The sequence below is a fragment of the Mycobacterium sp. ITM-2016-00316 genome (genome assembly GCF_002968335.2).
GTDB lineage: Bacteria > Actinomycetota > Actinomycetes > Mycobacteriales > Mycobacteriaceae > Mycobacterium.
This window is the reverse complement of the sequence record NZ_CP134398.1, coordinates 4,989,453-5,007,443: the sequence shown is the minus strand read 5'-3', so window position 1 is coordinate 5,007,443 and position 17,991 is coordinate 4,989,453. Positions and strand designations below refer to the sequence as shown.

Sequence of the window (17,991 nt, the reverse complement as noted above, 5' to 3'; positions counted from 1 at the left end):
AGTTTGAACGTATGCGCTTCGGACTCTTCATCCCGCAGGGTTGGCGACTCGACCTCGTCGACATTCCCACCGATAAGCACTGGTCAGTGATGCGTGACCTGGCCACCTACGCCGATAACAGCACGTGGGACTCGGTGTGGGTCTACGACCACTTCCACACCGTTCCGGTCCCCACCGATGAGGCCACCCACGAGGCCTGGACCCTGATGTCGGCCTTCGCGGCCACCACCGAACGGGTCAAACTCGGCCAGATGTGTACCGCCATGAGCTACCGGAATCCGGCCTACCTGGCAAAAGTTGCAGCAACCGTCGACGTGATCGCCGGCGGCCGCACCCAGATGGGCATCGGCGGCGGCTGGTACGAACATGAATGGCGCGCGTACGGGTATGGCTTCCCGTCCGCGGGTGAGCGTCTGGGCCGCCTCGATGAGGGCGTGCAGATCATGCGGGACGCCTGGCGTGACGGCCGGGTCACCTTCGACGGGAAGTACTACCAGGTCGACGGTGCCATCGTTGCCCCCAGGCCGCCGCAGGAGGGCGGGCTGCCGCTGTGGGTCGCCGGCGGCGGCGAGAAGGTCACCCTCCGCATCGCCGCCAAGTACGCGCAGTACACCAACTTCAGCAGCGTCCCGGCGGAGTTCGAGCGCAAATCACAGATCCTGGCCGGCCACTGCGGCGAGGTCGGCACCGATTACGACGCGATTGTGCGGTCGGCGAACATCAACTCCGTCATCGCCGGCTCCGAATCCGAGGTCAAGGACCGGCTCAAGGCCATCCGGGACCGGCAGGTGCCCAAGGCCGGCGAGGACGCCGTCGACGCGATGCTGTCCAATGTCGCCTCACCGGACTCGGCCACCGGCACCCCCGAACAGGTCGTCGAACGGCTGACGCGGCTACGCGACCTCGGGTGTGAGTACGCCATCCTGTACTTCCCCGAGGCCGCCTACGACCGTTCCGGCATCGAGTTGTTCGAGCGTGAGGTCATCCCAGCCCTCAGTTAGGCATAGTTGTGCCATGGAGAAGATCTCGCTCACTGCCCTCGCGCGTGAGCATCTGGAAACCGCCCGGGCCGCCACCAGCGGCCGCAGCGCGCATACGGTCTATGGCGGCCATGAGCACAGCCTGCGGCAGACGCTGATGGCGCTGACCGCGGGCAACGGCCTCGACGATCACGAGAGTCCGGGGGAGGCAACGGTGCAGGTGCTTCACGGCCGGGTTCGGGTGAGTACCGCGGAGGCCGGCTGGGAAGGTTCGGCCGGTGATCACCTGGTGCTACCGCGTACCCGGCACGCGTTGGCCGCGATCGAGGATTCGGTAGTGCTGCTGACGGTGGCCAAACAGGTCGGCCCGCATGTTTAGAACGGGCCTTCGTCGTTAAAAGGGGCTCGAGTTCGACTGCCAGCGCGCGTCGTCCGGGCGGTCGCCGTAGCGCCGGGCGTAATCCTCGTGCAGTCGGGCGTTCTTCTCGCGGTTGATCGCGTCGACCAGGTTGGGGTTCAGGCCGTGCTGGGCCAGGCGGTGCCGGCGCCACACCTTGTTCAGCACGTAGCCCATGATCAGCGCCCAGGTGTAGATGGGCACCGTCATCTCCAGGTGTACGTACAGCGAGGCCGGGAGCAGCCAGAGTGGTGCGAGGATCAGCGCCGGCGGGATTGCGTAGCGGATCATGTGCCGGCGGATCGCGCCCGGGCCGGAGAGGTCGGCGGCGACCCAGTCCCGCATGGAATCGGGCAGACGCCGCCCGTACGCGTAGAGAACCCGCTGAACGAAGGTGGGAGTGTCGGCCATAATTTAGATAGTACGCTAACTATTAGTGGGCTACCATTGTTGAGCATGACCACGGTGTCCCATGAAGTCGATCCGCTCGCGTTGGAGCGTCAGGTGTGTTTCGCGCTCGCGGTGACCAACCGCGCCGTGCTGGCGGTGTACCGGCCGCTGCTGGAGCCGCTTGGGCTCACTCATCCGCAGTACCTGGTGATGCTGGCGCTGTGGGACAACGCCAATGTCGATGGAGAACCGTTGTCCGTCAAGCAGATTGCCGCACTGCTACAACTGGACCCGGCCACCACCTCGCCCATGCTCAAGCGGCTGGAGACGCTCGGTTTCATCACCCGGACCCGTAGTGCGGCCGATGAGCGCACCACCCACATCTCGCTGACCGCCGGTGGTGCGGCGCTGCGCCGCAAGGCGCTGGACATCCCGCCCGCGGTGGTGGCCCGACTCGGCGTCGACCTGGCCGAACTGGAGAATCTGCACTCGGTGCTGACCCGGATCAACGCGGCCGCGGTGGCCGCCGGCGCGCTGGACACCTGACTCCCGAACCGAGCGAATTTGGTGCAGCTGAGCCTGGTGGGGCGATGTTAGCCTCGAATGCGGCGGAGGTGATGGCAGCGTGGGGTTCTGGGGCTTTGTCGACGACGTTGTCGACGGTGTGTCCGAAGTGGCGGATAGGGCCAAAAAGACTGCCGAGTGGGTCAGAGAAATTGCTGAACAGCTCGGCCTGCCCGGTCTGCGCGATGTCGCCAAAACTACGGCTGATTCGGCCGGGAAGCTCATCATCGCCCCGACTTTCGTCTTGCAAGAGGGTCAGAAGCAGATAGATCGGATGCTGAAGTCTTGCGGTGAGGGCGACCCCGACCATGCGATCGACTTCACTGAATCCGCCGAGGCTTTCGATGCCGCGGAGCTCCCGCTTTCCGGCGCGTATCCCAGCGATCAATGGTCCGGCGGGACCGCCGCTGACCGCTACTCGGAGCGCAACAGAGAACAGCACAACCGGGTGGTGACCCTTGCCGATCTGGACCGCGAGATCCAGAGGCTGATCAGCAACGAGGCGGACCTGCTCCCGCCGGCACGCGAGGCCCTAAGGATTCATCACAATGATCTGGCGGACTTCGGCGAGCTCACCCAGTACATCGGACGCATAGGGGTAGCTGGCAAGGCCGCCCAATTCGCCATAGAGACCCTGATGGTCGCAACCACGTTGGCCGAGGCCATTCGGGATCACGAGGACATGCAGGACAAGGCCGACGCGATCGCACGGTCTGTCGCCAAGGTCGGTGACGAGTACAAGAAGATCGCGGATGCGGTCACCATTTCGGACTCCGCCAATGACTACGACCCGCGGATACCCCCGCCGGCAGGGAGATGACGATGAGCTCGCCCTTGAGTCCGTTGCAGGTCACCGCAGGGCATCTCCGCATGCTGGCCGACCAGCAGAGCCAGGCCTCCAGGGCAGTGTGGGACGCGCAGTTCAAACCGGTCGACGTCAACAAACGGGTGGAGAAGACGCACGGAACCGTTTGCGATGACACCTATAAGGCGCTCAAGCGCGCGGAGGAAGAACGCGCACGAGCTAGTCGCATGGTGCAAGCGCAGTCGGACGATCTCGCCGTCAAGCTCGAACACGCTGCCGACATGTATGACGCCATCGACGCCCAAGAAAAGGGCAACATCGATCGGCAGATGCAGCCCGGTGGCTGAGGTGCAGGTGGCACGTCCGTGAGCGGCGGGTCATGGGACGACGATGCCGAGGCCGATCTCGACTCGGAGCAGCAGGGCGGCGAACTCGCGGGCCTGGATTTCTCATGGGCCGATGATGAACCGCGAGTCGATGCCACGCCTCCGGGGCCGGCTGTCGACGACGACCCAGAGGTCCCGGTATTCACCGTCACGAACCCGTCCGGCACCGTATCGGTGACGGCGTACCTCACCGGACCGGTTCAACGGGTGGACCTGGATCCCAGTGTGGTGAAGATGACCGAACGCGAACTGGCGGAAGAGATCCGGGTGATCGCCGAGCTCGCCCAGCTCAAGGCGCGATCCGTGATGCACGCCTTCTTGCTGGAGGGGTTGGCCCGGATGGGCCATGACCGCTCGGAGTGGAGTTCCGTCCTGAGTACCGTTATCCAGCTGCCTTCGCCGGAGCAGGCTGCCGAAAATATGGCCGAGGTCTTCGCTGCCCGGTACGCCGACGACGCGCACTGACCCTTCGGTACGGATCACTGCTCGTTCAGGCGACCGCCGCAGCCCACGAACTCACCGACCGTCCGCTCCTCGGCAATCGCCTTTCCGTTGGCGATCACTCGGCACGCGAGTTCCCCGTCGGGTTCTTCTGCCGTTCGTGCGGAGACGTCGAAGTAAGCGTCCTGGCCCTCAAGTGTCACGGTCGCGCGCCATGGAAGGGGGACCGTTGTGGGGGGCTGCTGCCCCTCGGTGCCCCAATAGGAGAGCTCTACCGATCCGGCCGCACCCGTCACCTCGTAGGTGATCACGGTGCGCTGCAGAGCTTGCTCGTCACCATCGCCGCCGGCATTGATCACGACAAGGCCGAGTACGGCCACCAGAACGAGAACGAGCACGCCGGCGCCGATGATCCACGGCCACCGGCTCTTGCCTTTGGGCGGGGGCTGTTGCGGATAGCCGGGATGGGCCGGGTAGCCGGGCGGCGGTCCCTGCGGGCCACCCCAGGGCTGTCCACCTGGTGGCGGGTAGTAGCCCCCGTCGTTACTCGTCACCGTCGAACTCCTTGCGTAAGGGTCCTTTCAGTCTAAATCGCCGCCCTCAGTGGTTTGACCGCATCTTTGCGTGACGATGTCAGCCGTGCGATAGGACGTTGATGACGTTTCCGGAGCCGTCGGCGAAGAAGAACCGCCGTACGCCCCAGTCTTCGTCGGACAGCGGGTGCACGATCCGCAGCCCGGCGGCGAGCGCGGCGGTGTGCGCGGCGTCGACGTCGTCGACCTCGATCGACACCGTCGGGTTGACCGGCGCGGTGAGGTCCTTCGTCATCAAGCTGAGCTGGTGCCGGTGCTCGGCGTCGGCGAGGGTGACGATCCACCCGTGGTTCATCACCTCGGTCAGGCCGAGCGTGGCGACGTAGGCGTCGCGGGTGGTCTCGATGTCGGCGACGGTGAGGATCGGCACCACTCGCCCGACGGTCATATGGCCGGGCCCAGCAGATCGTCGGCGTCCTTGATGATGTAGCCGTAACCCTGCTCGGCCAGGAAACGCTGCCGGTGCGCGGCGTACTCCGCGTCCAGGCTGTCGCGGCTGACCACCGAATAGAACACCGCACCGCCACCGTCGGCCTTGGGCCGCAGCAACCGTCCCAGCCGCTGCGCCTCTTCCTGACGCGACCCGAAAGTGCCCGAGACCTGAACGGCGACAGAGGCTTCCGGAAGGTCGATGGAGAAGTTCGCCACCTTGGAGACCACCAGGGTGCGGATCTCACCGCGCCGGAACTGGTCGAACAGCAGCTCGCGTTCGGCGTTCTTGGTCGATCCCTGGATCACCGGGGCGTCCAGCTCCTGGCCGAGCTCGTCGAGCTGGTCGAGGTAGGCGCCGATCACCAGCGTCGGCTCCTTGGGATGGCGCTCCAGGATCGACTTCACCACGGCGATCTTCGAGCGCGCGGTGGAGCACAGTTTGTAGCGTTCCTCCGGCTCGGCGACCGCGTAGAGCATCCGCTCGTTGTCGGTCATCGTCACCCGGACCTCGATGCACTCGGCCGGCGCGATCCAGCCCTGGGCCTCGATGTCCTTCCACGGCGCGTCGTAGCGCTTCGGGCCGATGAGGGAGAACACGTCACCCTCGCGGCCGTCCTCGCGGATCAGCGTCGCGGTCAGCCCGAGCCGGCGCCGCGACTGCAGATCCGCGGTCATCCGGAACACCGGCGCCGGCAGCAGGTGCACCTCGTCGTAGATGATCAGGCCCCAGTCGCGGCTGTCGAACAGCTCCAGATGCTTGTACTCGCCCTTGGTGCGCCGGGTGATCACCTGATACGTCGCGATGGTGACCGGGCGGATCTCCTTGCGTTCACCGGAGTACTCGCCGATCTCCTCCTCGGTCAGCGAGGTCCGCGCGATCAGCTCACGCTTCCACTGCCTGCCCGCGACGGTGTTGGTGACCAGGATCAGCGTCGTCGCACCGGCCTTGGCCATCGCGGCCGCGCCGACCAGGGTCTTGCCCGCACCACAGGGCAGCACCACCACACCGGACCCACCGGCCCAGAACGAGTCGGCGGCCATCTCCTGGTAGTCGCGCAGGACCCAGCCGTCCTGGGCGAGGGTGATCGGGTGCGCCTCACCATTGACGTAGCCGGCCAGGTCCTCGGCGGGCCAGCCGATCTTCAGCAACATCTGCTTGACCCGCCCACGCTCGCTGGCGTGCACGATCACCATGTCGTCGTCGATGCGGGCGCCCAGCATCGGGGCGATCTTCTTGTTGCGCAGCACCTCTTCGAGGACCGCGCGGTCCAGGCTCACCAGCACCAGTCCGTGCACCGGACTCTTGATCAGCTGCAGCCTGCCGTAGCGGCCCATGGTGTCGACGATGTCGACCAGCAACGGCTGCGGCACCGCGTACCGGGAGAAGCTCACCAGGGCGTCGACCACCTGCTCGGCGTCGTGGCCGGCGGCGCGGGCGTTCCATAGGGCCAGTGGCGTGATGCGGTAGGTGTGGATGTGTTCGGGGGCGCGCTCAGCTCGGCGAACGGTGCGATCGCCGCCCGCGCCGCACCGGCGAGTTCGTGGTCGACTTCGAGCAGCACGGTTTTGTCGGACTGCACGATCAGGGGGCCGTCAGTCATGCGCGACGTCCCTGTTCTGCGGCGCGTTACGCGCTCTGAAGGTCATTCCGTCCATTATCCAGAGTCGGCCGACACCACGGACGTCACGCGGTGGATGGCAAACTCCCGCACCCGGCCCGAGGCCGGATCGAAGGCGGTCAACTGACCCCCGCGGATGTTGATCGGGGACACCACGCGCTGGGTGGCCACCCCCGCCGGATCCACATACCCCATGACCACCGACGTCTGTTCCAGCGCCGCCTGCTGCAGCAGCGCGATGAGCACCGCCGGATCCAGGCGCTCACCGGAGCGCGGCGAGGCCGCCACGCTGCGCATCACCGCGACGATCGCGCCCAGGGTCTGGGCTCCGGGAGCGGTCAGCGGCCGGAACACCCGGCGCCGCCCCGGTGCGGGCACCCGGGCGCCGCGGGCACGGATGTCGACAACCGCACCGGTGGAGTCCTCGGCCGCGGGCACGAACCCGCCGGTGCGCAGAGCGGCCAGCACATCGCCGATCGAGGCCTGCGACACCGCGACGGTGGGTGCCAGGATGCGCAGTTCCAGAGGTTCGGCGGCCGGCGTGGACACCGCCTGGGCCAGCAATGCCGGGTCCTCGCAGCGCACGAACGATGCCGCCATCCCGACCCGCAGCTGGCCGTGCCGGCGTGCGACATCGTCGATCAGGTATGTCAAGCCTTGTGGCACAGGTGTTTTCGAGTGCTTCTCGAAGAAAGCGTGCAGACCGCTGGCGGTGCGCCCGGCATCGAGAGCGCGGCGAATCGACGGTTCGCTGATCCGGTAGACCATCGCGGCACCGGCCGATTCCACGGTGGCCACCGCGTCCAGCTGTTCGGCGAGCTCGCGCAGCAGCGGGCCGGGCACCACGACCGTCAGATCGGCCTGCAGCAGAAAATGGTCCAGCGGTGCCGGTAGCACCTTGGCCATCGCGTTGATCACGGCCTCGGCGTCGTCCTCGCTGCGCTGGGCCAGCAACAACCGGGTCGGGCCGGCGATCGCGCCGCGCCCGACCAGCCCGACCGCGTGGGCTTCGCGCAGCAGGTTGGTCACCGGGTCGAGCTGCAGCCGGGCGGCCCAGCGCGGCCGCTGCCACACCATCGCCAGCGCCGCCGATTCAGGTTCCACGCCCGCGCCGGCGGGCAAGTCGTTCAGCACCGTCAACAGCAGGCGACGGTCCAGCGGGGCCGCGGTTGAGTACAGCGCATCCGAGAGCACACCGAACGGCTTACCGTCGGGACCGCGGCTGCCCACCAGACTTGGCCGCGCGGGCAGGTTCAGCCAGGTCCAGGCGACCAGGTGCCAGCGCGCGGCGGTCGAGATCTCGATGAATCGGTCCGCGGCGACCGTCGGCGCCCAGTACGGGGCGTTGCCGTCGGCAGGTTCGGGGTCCGGGGTACCGGGCGCGATCAGTCCCGCCGCCGCGGCCACCTCCAGAATCAGGCCGAGCCGCTGCTCGTCGATACCGGTCAGCTTGGTCAGCTTCTTGACCTCGCGGACCCCGAGCCCACCGCTGCGCAGTTCGGGCACCGGGGTGGACGACAGGGTCTGGATCAGGACGTCGAACTCGCGGAGCAGGTCGATGGCGGCGCCGGCGGCCACCGAGTCGACGTCGGCCTGCGTCGTGGTGTGCATCGTCGGGTCCGGCGTGCGCAGACCGGTCGGGCCGGGTAGATCACCGCGCATCACCTGGGCGACGACCCGCGGCAGGATGACGGTGTCTCCGGTGTCACTGCCGATGTGGTGCAGCAGCCCGGTGGCCAGCAGCCGCTGCACCGGCCGGTCGGCGGGCGTCCCGGGCAGCGCGTCGCGGGTACGTCCCACCGGTGAGCCCTCGACCAGCCGGGTCAGCAGTTCACGCGACGGGTCGTCGAGGTCCTCGAGCAGCGCCGGGATCTCCTCGGCGGGCAGATCGGGCACATCGGGTACGGCCTGGCCGGGGTACCAGGGCAGCCCGGCCGCGGTCTCGCCCACCACGCGCAGCACGTCGTCACCCCAGATCAGGGCGCGGTCGGCCAACGCGTCGAGCGCCTCCTTCAGCTGGGCGCTGTCGGCGCGGTCACCGAGATACTCCAGCAGCATGTCCCGCGGCACCGGGGCGGTGTCGGCGTGCAACACGAGAAGAGCGTCCAGCACCGCCAGGTGCAGGAAGTTCAGGGCGTCGGTGGCGGCCTTGACCGACTGGCGGGCCTGGGCGCGGGCCGCCAGCGCGGCGATGGTGCCCGGCGGTGGCTGGGTGAGGTCCGGCCGGCATTCGAGCAGCCGGACCAGGCTCTCGTCGGGCAGGTCGGCCAGCCAGACGCCGAGCGGCACGCCGGCCCCACCTACTTTGGTCATTGCTGACCAGCCTAAGCCAGCGTCCCGCTCTCGCCACCGCACGTAGTACCTGCCACAATGTGGGTGTGGCAGACAAGAAGCAGTACGTCGACAATGGCTGGCCCGAAACGGCCGAGGGCGATCACGCAGTGAGCGAGCTCACCAGCGACCGCACCGGCTCGCTGTCCCCGTTCGGTGACGTGACCTTCCCGTTGCCCGCCGAGGATCTGCCGTACATCCACCCGGTCACCGTCGTCAACAAGTAACCGGTGAGCGGGCTCTCGCACCTCGACGACACGGGCGCGGCGCACATGGTCGACGTCACGGCCAAGACCGCCACCAAGCGCACCGCCGTCGCGCAGGGTGCGGTGCACACCCGTGCCGATGTCGTCGAACTGATCGCCGGCGGCGGGCTGCCCAAAGGTGACGCACTACCCACCGCGCGGGTCGCCGGGATCATGGCGGCCAAACGCACCAGCGATCTGATCCCGCTCTGCCATCAGTTGGCGCTGACCGGGGTGGACATCGAATTCGCCATCGGCACAACCGAAGTCACCATCACTGCCACGGTGCGCACCACCGACCGCACCGGCGTCGAGATGGAGGCACTCACCGCGGTGAGCGTGGCCGCGCTGACGGTCTACGACATGATCAAGGCCGTAGACCCGGCCGCCCGGATCGAGGACCTGCACGTGGTGCGCAAAGAGGGCGGCAAGACCGGGACCTGGACACCCGCCTGATGCGCTCGGCGCGCGTCGTCATCGCCTCCACCCGTGCCGCCGCGGGCATCTACGAGGACCGCACCGGCCCCGTCATCGTCGAATGGCTCGGTGAGCGCGGATTCGACGTGCCCGCTGCCGTGGTCGTCGCCGACGGCAGCGATGTCGAGGCGGCCCTGCGGCAGGCGCTGGCGGACCGGATCTCGCTGATCATCACCTCCGGGGGCACCGGCATCTCGCCGACGGACCGCACCGCCGACATCACGGCCGAGCTGGTCGACTACCAGATTCCGGGCCTGGCCGACGCGATCCGCCGTTCCGGTCTGCCGAAGGTGCCGACCTCGGTGCTGTCCCGCGGCGTGTGCGGGGTGCGCGACGGGGTGCTGATCATCAACCTGCCGGGGTCCACCGGCGGTGTCAAAGACGGACTGGGTGTGCTCGCCGACGTGCTGGAGCATGCGCTGGACCAACTGGCCGGAGGCGACCATGCCCGCTGATGAGCGCTTGCGCGAAGAGGAGACCGGCGCTGATGAGCGCTTGCGCGAAGAGGAGACCGGCGCTGAGGTCGTTCACGTCGCGCTGTCCGAGGATCCCATCTCGCTGCCCGAGCACGAAGCGCTGGTAGCCCACGAAGCGGCCGGCGCAATCGTCGGCTTCTCCGGGGTCGTCCGCGACCACGACGGCGGGCGCTCGGTGACGCGGCTGGAGTACTCCGCGCATCCGTCGGCGTGGGAGACCCTGAACGAGGTGGTGCACGAGGTGGCCCGGGACAGCCATGGTGTGCGTGCCGTCGCCGTCAGCCACCGGATCGGCGATCTGCGCATCGGGGATGCCGCCCTCGTCGTCGCGGTGGCCGCCGACCATCGGCGCGCGGCATTCGAAACGTGCGCGCTGCTCGTCGACACCGTCAAGGACCGGCTGCCGGTGTGGAAGCACCAGCACTTCGGCGACGGTTCCGACGAATGGGTCAACTCGGCCTAGACAGCACCGAAGCCGCACTCCCATCGGGAGTGCGGCTTCGGTGTATGCGGTCTTACGGTGCCGGCAGCGGCGCGGGCGGCAGTACCGGTGCGCCGGGCGCGGGCGGCGGAACCGGAGCACCCGGCGCCGGGGCCGGCAGCACCGGTGCATTCGGCGGGGGCAGCGGGGTCTGCTGGACGCCCGCAGGGGTTCCGGTCAGCGAGCGCTGGGTGGTGACGGCGATGAGCGCGTCCTTGCCGGTGATCTGCTGGTCCTGCACGGCATTCCAGATCTGGCGCAGGTAGCTGACGTTGGGGCTCTCGTTGGGCAGCGTGTTCGGGTCGAGCGTCGCTCCCGGTGGCAGGTTCTCCGGGCTGATCAGGTGCGGGACGCCCTCGGCCGGGACCGGCGCCAGCGGATCGGCCGCGGGGGCGGCGATCACGGCGGGAGCGGCCGCCGGGGCTGGCACAGGTGCGGGTGCGACGGCAGGCGCGGGGACCGGCGCCGGAGCGGGAGGCGCGGGCAACACCGGCTCCAGGGGCAGCGGGGCATCCAGCGACCACAGCTGTGGCTGGCCTTCGGGTGCCGGGGCGACATCCCAGTCGGCAACCTGGATGGCCGGCAGGGCAGCCAGCTGATCGTGGGTCAGCGAGGCGACGGTCTCGACGGGTGCCGGGGGAGGCGGTACATCGACCGGCGGTGCGGGCGGCAGCGGGGCGTCCAGCGCCACGGCGACGAACTCGGGGGCGGGTGCCGGGGGGAGCGGGGCGTCGACCGGCGGTGCGGGCGGCAGCGGGGCGTCCAGCGCCACGGGCACCACCTCGGGTGCCGGCGGCAGCGGGGCCGGCGGGGCCGGTGGCAGCGGGGCGGGCGGCAGGGGTGCATCGATGGGCAGCGGGGCCGGGGCGGCCAGCGCATCGATCGGCGCGGGCGGCAGCGGTGCCGGCGGGGGCGGCGGCGGGAGCTCACCGTTGATCAGGGGGTTGTCGAGCGGCTGCGGTGCAGGCTCGGCGACGACGTTGCGCGGGGTGGCACCGGAGAGACCGCGTCCGCAGGTGGGCCATGCGCCCTTGCCCTGGCTGGCGAGCACGCGCTCGGCGACAGCGATCTGTTCTTCCTTGGTGGCCAGGAATGCCGAGGGGGCGAATTCGCCGCCACCGTGGCCGGACCAGGTGCTCGGCGAGAACTGCAGACCGCCGTGGTAGCCGTTGCCGGTGTTGATGGCCCAGTTGCCGCCGGACTCGCAGCTGGCGACGGTGTCCCATTCGCCGTCGGTCGCGGCGCCGGCCTGACCGGCGAGGGCGAGGCTGCCGCCGCCGATGACCGCACCGGTGAAGGCGATCTTGGCGACGCTTACAGACGAACTTGTGGGCTTACGGTGCCGACCACTCATAAAACTAGAAATTCCTCTCGTCAGCGCCCGCGAGGTCAGCTGTCGGGTTCGGGCAGGAGAGGTTGCCCGGCCTTCGTTCGTCGGAGACGATTTCTGGCTTCACCCCAAGGAACCGGTGATGGCGTTCCTGGTCTGCTTGTCGGCGGACCGGTTGGGTCCCCCGCCTCCATCCAGTGGTTCGTGGGTGTCCTTATCCCGATGGATGGAGCTCGGCGCAATCGGGGAAGGCGGGCCGATCAATGTGGGTCGAACGGCTTGGCAAGACGGTAACCGTTCTCCCACCGGGCGTCATCTCGGTGGGCGCCCGGCGTTTCCGGTGCTTAAGAACTATGAGAGGACATTAAAGGCGCAGGGAGTCCGGGCGTTTCCGCAGGTGTTTTCGCGACTCAAACCGCAGGTGGCTACTTTGTGACCATTTCGTTATGTGACACAAATCACGGCTATCCGCCGGCGAACGGGGGTAACACATCGACCGTTTCGCGCGTTTGTAGCGCGACATTTTTATCTCGCACCGCGACGCCGTCGCGCAGATACGAGCAGCGTGCAAGCACTTTCGCCAGTTCGGGTCCGCGACCCGACAGATCGGTGACCAGTCCGTCGACGGTGGTTCCCGCCGGGACCGACAACGTTTCGGTCTCGATTCCGGCAGCGGCCCGTGCAGCGGCGAAATATCGGATGGTGACCTGTACTTCGGACACGCTCAACCGCCGATGGCGCTCATCGGCCGGACCGGCTGGACGAAGCTCGGATCGTTGATCCCGTGCCCGGCCGGTTTCGCCCACATCGCCGTCCGCCAGGCCGCCTCCAGCGCGTCATCGTCGGCGCCGTCGCGCAGCGGGGCGCGCAGGTCGGTTTCGGTGGAGGAGAACAGGCAGCTGCGGATCTGACCGTCGGCGGTCAGCCGGGTGCGGTCACACGCCCCGCAGAACGACTCGGAGACCGACGCGATGACCCCGACGGTGCCCTCGCTGCCGTCCACCCGCCACAGCTGCGCGGGGGCCGATCCGCGCGGGCCCGGATCGGGGCGCAGATCGAAATGCCTGCGCAGCGTGGTCAGCACGATATCGGCGTCGATCGTCTTGTCCCGGGTCCACTCATGGCCGGCGTCCAGCGGCATCTGCTCGATGATCCGCAGCTGGTATCCGTGCTCCAGGCAGAACCGCAGCAGGGGCACGACATCGTCGAGGCCGGTGCGCGGGTCCAGCACGGCGTTGACCTTGATCGGTCCCAGCCCGGCGTCGGCGGCCGCCGCCAGCCCGGCCAGCACATCGGCCAGCCGGTCGCGCCGGGTGATCTGGGCGAAGTGCTCGGCGTTCACGGTATCCAGGGAGACGTTGACCCGGTTGAGCCCGGCCGCCTTGAGTCTCGCGGCGCGCTTGGCCAGACCCAGCCCGTTCGTGGTCACCGCGATCTCCGGGCGGGGCCGCAGGGCGGCCGCGGCAGCGATGGTCTGCTCCAGGTGCGGGGAGACCAGCGGCTCGCCGCCGGTGAACCGCACGCTGGTGATGCCGAGCCGGGTGACCGCGATCCGCAGCAGGCGGGCCAGTTCGTCGGCGTTGAGCAGCTGACTGTCGGGCAGCCAGTCCAGGCCCTCGGCCGGCATGCAGTAGGTGCAGCGCAGGTTGCACCGATCGGTCAGCGACACCCGTAGGTCGGTCGCGGCGCGGCCGTAGATATCCAGCAGTGGGCCGCTGGCCGGCATGCCCGCGGCGACCGGGCGGGTCGGCATCGGCAGTCCGAGATCGGTCAACGTCACCGTGATACCCCGGCGAACGGCTGGTCCGAGGGGACGATCTCCTTGCCCAGCGGAAGCAGCGACACCGGGATGAGCTTGATGTTCGCGATGGCCAGCGGGATACCGATGATCGTGATCGCCATCGCGATCGCCGTCAGCACGTGCCCGATCGCCAGCCAGATACCGGCGACGATGAGCCAGATGACGTTGCCGACGGCGGCACCGGGCCGCGGTCCCGGCTTGTCCACGACGGTGTAGCCGAATGGCCACAGCGCGTAGATGCCGATCCGGAAGGCAGCGAACCCGAACGGAATCGTGATGATGAGGATGAAGCAGATGATTCCGGCGAGGAAATATCCGAGCGCCAGCCACAGGCCGCCGAAGATCAACCAGATGATGTTCAGGATCAGGCGCATGGTCTCCTCCGAGGCTGTCGCTGTCAGCCTACCGAGAGGCTAGTAGGATGCCAGCAATTGCGTCCTGCGCAGGCGGGACGCATTACTTATGCGATCTATCACGACGAACGGGTGACAGCAGTGCCGACCGGCAAGGTGAAGTGGTACGACTCCGAGAAGGGCTTCGGCTTCCTCTCTCAGGAGGAAGGCGAGGACGTCTACGTGCGTTCGTCGGCGCTGCCCGCAGGTGTCGAGGGACTCAAGGCCGGGCAGAAGGTGGAGTTCGGACTGGCTGCCGGGCGTCGTGGTCCGCAGGCGCTGCAGGTCAAGCTGATCGACCCGCCGCCGAGCCTGGCCAAGACGCGCCGCGAAGCGGTGACCGTCGAACACAAGCACACCCCCGATGAGCTGCACGGCATGGTCGGCGATCTGATCACCCTGCTGGAGAACACGATTCAGCCCGACCTGCGCAAGGGTAAGTACCCCGACCGCAAGGTCGCCCGCCGGGTGTCCGAGGTCGTCAAGGCTGTCGCTGCCGAACTCGACGCCTAGGTTCTGCTGCGCCCGGCGTCGACTTTTCGTCGATGAATTTTGAGTTTGATCGACATCAACTCGACGTCGGGCGGGAACACTGGTGCCCATGACCTACGTCAACAAGCAGGGCGAGTTCAACCGGGACACCAACTACATCAGCACCCGCATCACCGCCGACGGCCGGGACGGCTACCCCGTCGAGCCCGGCCGGTACCGGCTCGTCGTTGCGCGGGCCTGCCCGTGGGCCAACCGCACCATCATCGTGCGGCGTCTGCTCGGCCTGGAAGACGTCATGTCCATCGGGTTTTGCGGGCCCACCCATGACGAGAACAGCTGGACCTTCGACCTCGACCCCGGCGGCGTCGACCCGGTCCTCAAGATCCCGCGGATCCAGGATGCCTACTTCAAGCGCGATCCGGACTACCCGAAGGGCATCACCGTGCCGGCCATCGTGGATGTGCCCACCGGCGCGGTGGCCACCAACGATTTCGCGCAGATCACCCTGGATTTCTCCACCGAGTGGACCGAGTATCACCGCGAGGGTGCGCCCCAGCTCTACCCAGAGCATCTGCGCGACGAGATCGACGAGGTCGCCAAGCGCGTCTACACCGAGGTGAACAACGGTGTGTACCGATGCGGGTTCGCCGGCTCGCAGGAGGCCTACGACAAGGCCTATGACCGGCTTTTCGCCACCCTGGACTGGCTGACCGAAAGGCTGTCCACCCAGCGGTATCTCGTCGGCGACACCATCACCGAGGCCGATGTCCGGCTGTTCACCACGCTGGCCCGGTTCGATCCCGTGTATCACGGGCACTTCAAGTGCAACCGGTCCAAGCTCGCCGAGATGCCCGTGCTGTGGGCCTATGCCCGCGACCTCTTCCAGACACCCGGGTTCGGGGACACCACCGACTTCGTGCAGATCAAGCAGCACTACTACATCGTGCACACCGACATCAATCCCACCCAAGTCGTCCCGAAGGGGCCCGACCTGGCGAACTGGCTGGCCGCGCACGGTCGGGAAGCCATGGGCGGCAGGCCTTTCGGTGACGGAACCCCGCCCGGTCCGACAAAATCCGGTGAGGAGGTCCCGGCCGCTCACTCCGCCGGGTGAAAGTCCGTCACAGATTCCGAGTACTCAGCGGCCGGGTCCCAGATCGTCCGCACCGACCACTCGGCGTGCGGCAGTGGGAACTCGTTGCCGGCTTCGTCGCGCACCAGCGTCGGCAACTGCACCACGATGCCGGTCAGCTTGCCGTACAGCGCGTCGACGCTGGGCACGGTGATTGCCTGCGCGACGCCCGGCCGGAACTCCTGGGCGACGGGAGCCTCGGCGTCCTCATAGGTGCGCAACAGCAGCCAGGGCGCGTCGGCGATGGGCGGATCCACGGCAAGCTGCACCGGACCCCGCGATGTCACCGTGAGTTCGCCGGTGGTTTCCGGGTTCTCGCAGGCGTCGAGGTTCACCACATCGCAGTAGAAATACGGCCCCACCCGCACCGTTTTGCCGTGCGAGTACGCGCTGATCTCGGGATAGCGCGGGCCGTGGTCCTTGCTCAGCTGCCACACCAGCACGCCGGTGCCCGCGGTGGAGAGCAACGCCACCACCGCGAGCAGCGCCACCGCCCGCTTCATCGTCGGCCCGCCGCGGTGCTTCCGGAGTAATTCAGGGGTCCGCCTTCGGTTTCGGCCAGGATCGGGCGGTTGCCGCCGAAGCCCGGGATGAGTGATGCGCCGTTGTAGCTGACCAGTGTCTGCGCCAGCCCGACAATGAGAATTGCGGTGATGGCGGTGAACCCCGCCCACAGTTCGGTGTAGATCAGCACTCCGGTCGCCCCGCCGATCACCCAGGCCAGCTGGAGTACCGACTCGGAACGGCCGAACGCCGACGCCCGCGACTCCTCGGGAAGATCGTCCTGCAGCGAGGCGTCCAGGGAGGCCTTCGCGATGGCGCTGGCGCCCGAGGTGATGAGGGTGGCCACCGCGACGACGATCAGGTTGCCGGTGAGCGCGGCGGCCAGGGCCGACAGCGTCACCGCGATCGCCGCGCGGACCACCAGCAGCGCCGGGCGGCCCAGTTTGAGGCGGGCCGCGGTGAAGTTTCCGGTGAAGTTGCCGATCGCCGCGGCCGCACCGATCAGGCCGAGGATGCGCAGCTGTTCCCAGCCGCCGTCGCCGTGGGCCTTCGCGACGAACGCCGGATAGAGGAACAGGAATCCGACCATCACCTTGATGGTGCAGTTACCCCACAGCGAGGTGATGATGTTGCGGCCCAGCGGCTGCCGTGCCGCCGAACGCTCCGGATGACGACGCAGCTGATCGGTACCGCCGTGGTAGCTCAGGGTGGTCGGCACCTCACCGGCGGTGACCTCGACCCACTTCGGGATCCGCATCGCCAGGAAGGCGCCGCCGACGGTCGCGGCCACCAGTACGTACAGCGCCCCGGGCAGCTCGAACATGTTGAACAGGTACTCCGCGCCGGCCGCCAGGCCGCCGCCGATCACCGTCCCGCCGAGCAGGCCGAACGTCGTCAGCCGGGAGTTCACCCGGACCAGATCGATGGTCGGCGGCAGCACCCGTGGCGTCACCGCGCTGCGTAACACGCTGAATGACTTGGAAAGCACCATCATTCCGAGCGCACACGGGTAGAGCACCCAGGACGGGAAGCTGCCGGTGGCACCGTCATAGTTGGCGATCAGCACCACCGCGAGCACGGTGCGGGCCGCAAACGACATCGCCAGTGCGATCCGGCGGCCGTGCTGCAGACGGTCCAGCGCCGGACCGATCAGCGGCGCGATCACCGCGAAGGGAGCGATGGTGATGAGCAGGTACAGCGCGACCTTGCTCTTGCTCTCCCCGGAGGCCGCGGCGAAGAACAGCGTGTTGGCCAGTGCGACGGCCATGGCGGCGTCGACGGCGAAGTTCGCGACCACCGGCCACGTCAGCGCCGTCAGCCCGGACTTGTCTGCGCCATCGGCGGTGGCGGCCCGGTGCACCAGCCCGTACATCTTGGAACCCATCTCCCGGCTGCGCTGGGCGGCCGCGCGGGTGACGGTGACGCGCTCGCCGGCGGCGGCGCCGGCCCTCGGTGGGGGATCGGTGCGGCGCCGCGCGGCGTCGTGGTCGTCAAGGGGCGGCAACCAACGGTTGGCGCTCGGTGTCTGCGAGCTGCCCTGCCCACCCCGGGGCATCTGCCCTCGGCGGGGCATTTCGCCGTCGCTCGGATAGTTCGCCATGCCGGGGTGCTCGTCGCCGGACGGAGGCCGCGGCGGGTAGTAGCGGGGATCCCGGGAAGACACGTTGTCGATTGTCCCTTAAACCGGCGGCCACGGCGTGCAGGCCACCGGTGTGGCTCTGGC

General features: G+C 68.2%; 22 protein-coding genes, 1 pseudogene and 1 riboswitch. Of the genes and pseudogenes, 12 read left to right on the top strand and 11 right to left on the bottom strand.

What is annotated here, in order from left to right; genetic code table 11:
* Positions 1 to 11: 11 nt before the first annotated feature.
* Together C6A86_RS24130 and C6A86_RS24125 are read left to right on the top strand one after the other, a co-directional pair.
* Positions 12 to 1,001, top strand: a complete 990-nt coding sequence (locus C6A86_RS24130; RefSeq protein WP_105362200.1) for an LLM class F420-dependent oxidoreductase — start codon at positions 12 to 14, stop codon at positions 999 to 1,001.
* 13 nt (positions 1,002 to 1,014) lie between these two features.
* Positions 1,015 to 1,359: a cupin domain-containing protein gene (locus tag C6A86_RS24125; RefSeq protein WP_105362201.1), complete on the top strand. Its 345-nt coding sequence runs from the start codon at positions 1,015 to 1,017 to the stop codon at positions 1,357 to 1,359.
* A gap of 15 nt (positions 1,360 to 1,374) precedes the next feature.
* Here C6A86_RS24125 and C6A86_RS24120 read toward each other — a convergent pair whose 3' ends face one another.
* Positions 1,375 to 1,788 carry a DUF5313 domain-containing protein gene (locus tag C6A86_RS24120; RefSeq protein ID WP_105362202.1) on the bottom strand — a complete coding sequence of 138 codons (414 nt, stop codon included), beginning with the start codon at positions 1,786 to 1,788 and terminating at the stop codon, positions 1,375 to 1,377.
* 45 nt (positions 1,789 to 1,833) lie between these two features.
* Between C6A86_RS24120 and C6A86_RS24115 the strand changes: the two genes are divergently transcribed.
* From C6A86_RS24115 to C6A86_RS24100, 4 genes are all read left to right on the top strand, one after another.
* Entirely contained in the window at positions 1,834 to 2,313 is a 480-nt protein-coding gene (locus tag C6A86_RS24115; protein WP_105362203.1) for a MarR family winged helix-turn-helix transcriptional regulator, read from the top strand.
* Positions 2,314 to 2,392: 79 nt separating this feature from the next.
* Positions 2,393 to 3,151: an EspA/EspE family type VII secretion system effector gene (locus C6A86_RS24110; RefSeq protein ID WP_105362204.1), complete on the top strand. Its 759-nt coding sequence runs from the start codon at positions 2,393 to 2,395 to the stop codon at positions 3,149 to 3,151.
* 2 nt (positions 3,152 to 3,153) lie between these two features.
* Complete coding sequence (locus C6A86_RS24105; protein ID WP_158263240.1) at positions 3,154 to 3,483, top strand: type VII secretion target; 330 nt, start codon at positions 3,154 to 3,156, stop codon at positions 3,481 to 3,483.
* A gap of 18 nt (positions 3,484 to 3,501) precedes the next feature.
* Complete coding sequence (locus C6A86_RS24100) at positions 3,502 to 3,987, top strand: secretion protein EspD (RefSeq protein ID WP_105362206.1); 486 nt, start codon at positions 3,502 to 3,504, stop codon at positions 3,985 to 3,987.
* Between the two features lie 14 nt (positions 3,988 to 4,001).
* On the opposite strand, the gene C6A86_RS24095 is transcribed toward C6A86_RS24100, so the two are convergent.
* From C6A86_RS24095 to C6A86_RS24080, 4 genes and pseudogenes are all read right to left on the bottom strand, one after another.
* The gene (locus tag C6A86_RS24095) at positions 4,002 to 4,517 is read right to left on the bottom strand and encodes an MmpS family transport accessory protein (RefSeq protein WP_105362207.1); all 516 of its coding nucleotides are present in this window, start codon (positions 4,515 to 4,517) and stop codon (positions 4,002 to 4,004) included.
* 79 nt (positions 4,518 to 4,596) lie between these two features.
* Entirely contained in the window at positions 4,597 to 4,944 is a 348-nt protein-coding gene (locus tag C6A86_RS24090; protein WP_105362208.1) for a VOC family protein, read from the bottom strand.
* Positions 4,941 to 6,589: pseudogene (locus C6A86_RS24085) on the bottom strand (DNA repair helicase XPB). Before C6A86_RS24085 ends, C6A86_RS24090 begins: the two are co-directional and overlap by 4 nt.
* 54 nt (positions 6,590 to 6,643) lie before the next feature.
* Complete coding sequence (locus tag C6A86_RS24080; protein WP_105362210.1) at positions 6,644 to 8,920, bottom strand: helicase-associated domain-containing protein; 2,277 nt, start codon at positions 8,918 to 8,920, stop codon at positions 6,644 to 6,646.
* A gap of 65 nt (positions 8,921 to 8,985) precedes the next feature.
* Between C6A86_RS24080 and C6A86_RS24075 the strand changes: the two genes are divergently transcribed.
* From C6A86_RS24075 to C6A86_RS24060, 4 genes are read left to right on the top strand one after another with little or no spacing between them, the layout of a single operon-like run.
* Positions 8,986 to 9,165 (top strand): hypothetical protein, encoded by a 180-nt coding sequence (locus C6A86_RS24075; RefSeq protein WP_199196088.1) that lies wholly within the window; start codon positions 8,986 to 8,988, stop codon positions 9,163 to 9,165.
* Positions 9,166 to 9,210: 45 nt separating this feature from the next.
* Positions 9,211 to 9,639: a cyclic pyranopterin monophosphate synthase MoaC gene (moaC, locus tag C6A86_RS24070; RefSeq protein WP_233212907.1), complete on the top strand. Its 429-nt coding sequence runs from the start codon at positions 9,211 to 9,213 to the stop codon at positions 9,637 to 9,639.
* Positions 9,639 to 10,115 (top strand): molybdenum cofactor biosynthesis protein B, encoded by a 477-nt coding sequence (locus tag C6A86_RS24065; RefSeq protein WP_199196089.1) that lies wholly within the window; start codon positions 9,639 to 9,641, stop codon positions 10,113 to 10,115. The genes moaC and C6A86_RS24065 overlap by 1 nt, the downstream gene beginning before the upstream one ends.
* Positions 10,105 to 10,599: a molybdenum cofactor biosynthesis protein MoaE gene (locus C6A86_RS24060; protein WP_105362214.1), complete on the top strand. Its 495-nt coding sequence runs from the start codon at positions 10,105 to 10,107 to the stop codon at positions 10,597 to 10,599. The genes C6A86_RS24065 and C6A86_RS24060 overlap by 11 nt, the downstream gene beginning before the upstream one ends.
* Positions 10,600 to 10,651: 52 nt before the next feature.
* On the opposite strand, the gene C6A86_RS24055 is transcribed toward C6A86_RS24060, so the two are convergent.
* The 4 genes from C6A86_RS24055 to C6A86_RS24040 form a co-directional block, all read right to left on the bottom strand.
* On the bottom strand, positions 10,652 to 11,971 hold the full coding sequence (locus C6A86_RS24055; RefSeq protein WP_311100899.1) for a transglycosylase family protein: 1,320 nt from the start codon (positions 11,969 to 11,971) through the stop codon (positions 10,652 to 10,654).
* Between the two features lie 9 nt (positions 11,972 to 11,980).
* A riboswitch (cyclic di-AMP (ydaO/yuaA leader) is annotated at positions 11,981 to 12,196 on the bottom strand.
* Positions 12,197 to 12,411: 215 nt separating this feature from the next.
* Positions 12,412 to 12,669 carry a MoaD/ThiS family protein gene (locus C6A86_RS24050; RefSeq protein ID WP_105362109.1) on the bottom strand — a complete coding sequence of 86 codons (258 nt, stop codon included), beginning with the start codon at positions 12,667 to 12,669 and terminating at the stop codon, positions 12,412 to 12,414.
* A 2-nt stretch (positions 12,670 to 12,671) separates the two neighbouring features.
* Complete coding sequence (moaA, locus tag C6A86_RS24045) at positions 12,672 to 13,727, bottom strand: GTP 3',8-cyclase MoaA (RefSeq protein WP_105362108.1); 1,056 nt, start codon at positions 13,725 to 13,727, stop codon at positions 12,672 to 12,674.
* Positions 13,724 to 14,122, bottom strand: coding sequence for a YccF domain-containing protein (locus C6A86_RS24040; protein ID WP_105362107.1), 399 nt, complete (start codon positions 14,120 to 14,122; stop codon positions 13,724 to 13,726). The genes moaA and C6A86_RS24040 overlap by 4 nt, the downstream gene beginning before the upstream one ends.
* A gap of 120 nt (positions 14,123 to 14,242) precedes the next feature.
* On the opposite strand from C6A86_RS24040, the gene C6A86_RS24035 reads away from it, so the two are divergent.
* A complete protein-coding gene (locus tag C6A86_RS24035; protein ID WP_105362106.1) occupies positions 14,243 to 14,653 on the top strand; it encodes a cold-shock protein in 411 nt (136 codons plus the stop codon).
* A gap of 88 nt (positions 14,654 to 14,741) precedes the next feature.
* The gene (locus C6A86_RS24030) at positions 14,742 to 15,746 is read left to right on the top strand and encodes a glutathione S-transferase family protein (RefSeq protein WP_105362105.1); all 1,005 of its coding nucleotides are present in this window, start codon (positions 14,742 to 14,744) and stop codon (positions 15,744 to 15,746) included.
* Here C6A86_RS24030 and C6A86_RS24025 read toward each other — a convergent pair.
* Positions 15,731 to 16,267 carry a DUF2771 domain-containing protein gene (locus C6A86_RS24025; RefSeq protein ID WP_105362104.1) on the bottom strand — a complete coding sequence of 179 codons (537 nt, stop codon included), beginning with the start codon at positions 16,265 to 16,267 and terminating at the stop codon, positions 15,731 to 15,733. The two genes, C6A86_RS24030 and C6A86_RS24025, sit on opposite strands and share 16 nt — an antisense overlap.
* On the bottom strand, positions 16,264 to 17,868 hold the full coding sequence (locus C6A86_RS24020; RefSeq protein ID WP_105362110.1) for an MFS transporter: 1,605 nt from the start codon (positions 17,866 to 17,868) through the stop codon (positions 16,264 to 16,266). Before C6A86_RS24020 ends, C6A86_RS24025 begins: the two co-directional genes overlap by 4 nt.
* Positions 17,869 to 17,991 lie beyond the last annotated feature (123 nt).

Excerpts from the sequence above, each read along its gene's own strand:
- C6A86_RS24105 (WP_158263240.1), top strand. The coding sequence starts at position 3,154 with ATGAGCTCGCCCTTGAGTCCGTTGCAGGTCACCGCAGGGCATCTCCGC.
- C6A86_RS24080 (WP_105362210.1), bottom strand. The coding sequence starts at position 8,920 with ATGACCAAAGTAGGTGGGGCCGGCGTGCCGCTCGGCGTCTGGCTGGCC.
- C6A86_RS24115 (WP_105362203.1), top strand. The coding sequence starts at position 1,834 with ATGACCACGGTGTCCCATGAAGTCGATCCGCTCGCGTTGGAGCGTCAG.
- C6A86_RS24065 (WP_199196089.1), top strand. The coding sequence starts at position 9,639 with ATGCGCTCGGCGCGCGTCGTCATCGCCTCCACCCGTGCCGCCGCGGGC.
- C6A86_RS24130 (WP_105362200.1), top strand. The coding sequence starts at position 12 with ATGCGCTTCGGACTCTTCATCCCGCAGGGTTGGCGACTCGACCTCGTC.
- moaC (WP_233212907.1), top strand. The coding sequence starts at position 9,211 with ATGGTCGACGTCACGGCCAAGACCGCCACCAAGCGCACCGCCGTCGCG.
- C6A86_RS24040 (WP_105362107.1), bottom strand. The coding sequence starts at position 14,122 with ATGCGCCTGATCCTGAACATCATCTGGTTGATCTTCGGCGGCCTGTGG.
- C6A86_RS24025 (WP_105362104.1), bottom strand. The coding sequence starts at position 16,267 with ATGAAGCGGGCGGTGGCGCTGCTCGCGGTGGTGGCGTTGCTCTCCACC.
- C6A86_RS24030 (WP_105362105.1), top strand. The coding sequence starts at position 14,742 with ATGACCTACGTCAACAAGCAGGGCGAGTTCAACCGGGACACCAACTAC.
- C6A86_RS24125 (WP_105362201.1), top strand. The coding sequence starts at position 1,015 with ATGGAGAAGATCTCGCTCACTGCCCTCGCGCGTGAGCATCTGGAAACC.
- C6A86_RS24055 (WP_311100899.1), bottom strand. The coding sequence starts at position 11,971 with ATGAGTGGTCGGCACCGTAAGCCCACAAGTTCGTCTGTAAGCGTCGCC.
- C6A86_RS24060 (WP_105362214.1), top strand. The coding sequence starts at position 10,105 with ATGCCCGCTGATGAGCGCTTGCGCGAAGAGGAGACCGGCGCTGATGAG.
- C6A86_RS24090 (WP_105362208.1), bottom strand. The coding sequence starts at position 4,944 with ATGACCGTCGGGCGAGTGGTGCCGATCCTCACCGTCGCCGACATCGAG.
- C6A86_RS24020 (WP_105362110.1), bottom strand. The coding sequence starts at position 17,868 with ATGGCGAACTATCCGAGCGACGGCGAAATGCCCCGCCGAGGGCAGATG.
- C6A86_RS24120 (WP_105362202.1), bottom strand. The coding sequence starts at position 1,788 with ATGGCCGACACTCCCACCTTCGTTCAGCGGGTTCTCTACGCGTACGGG.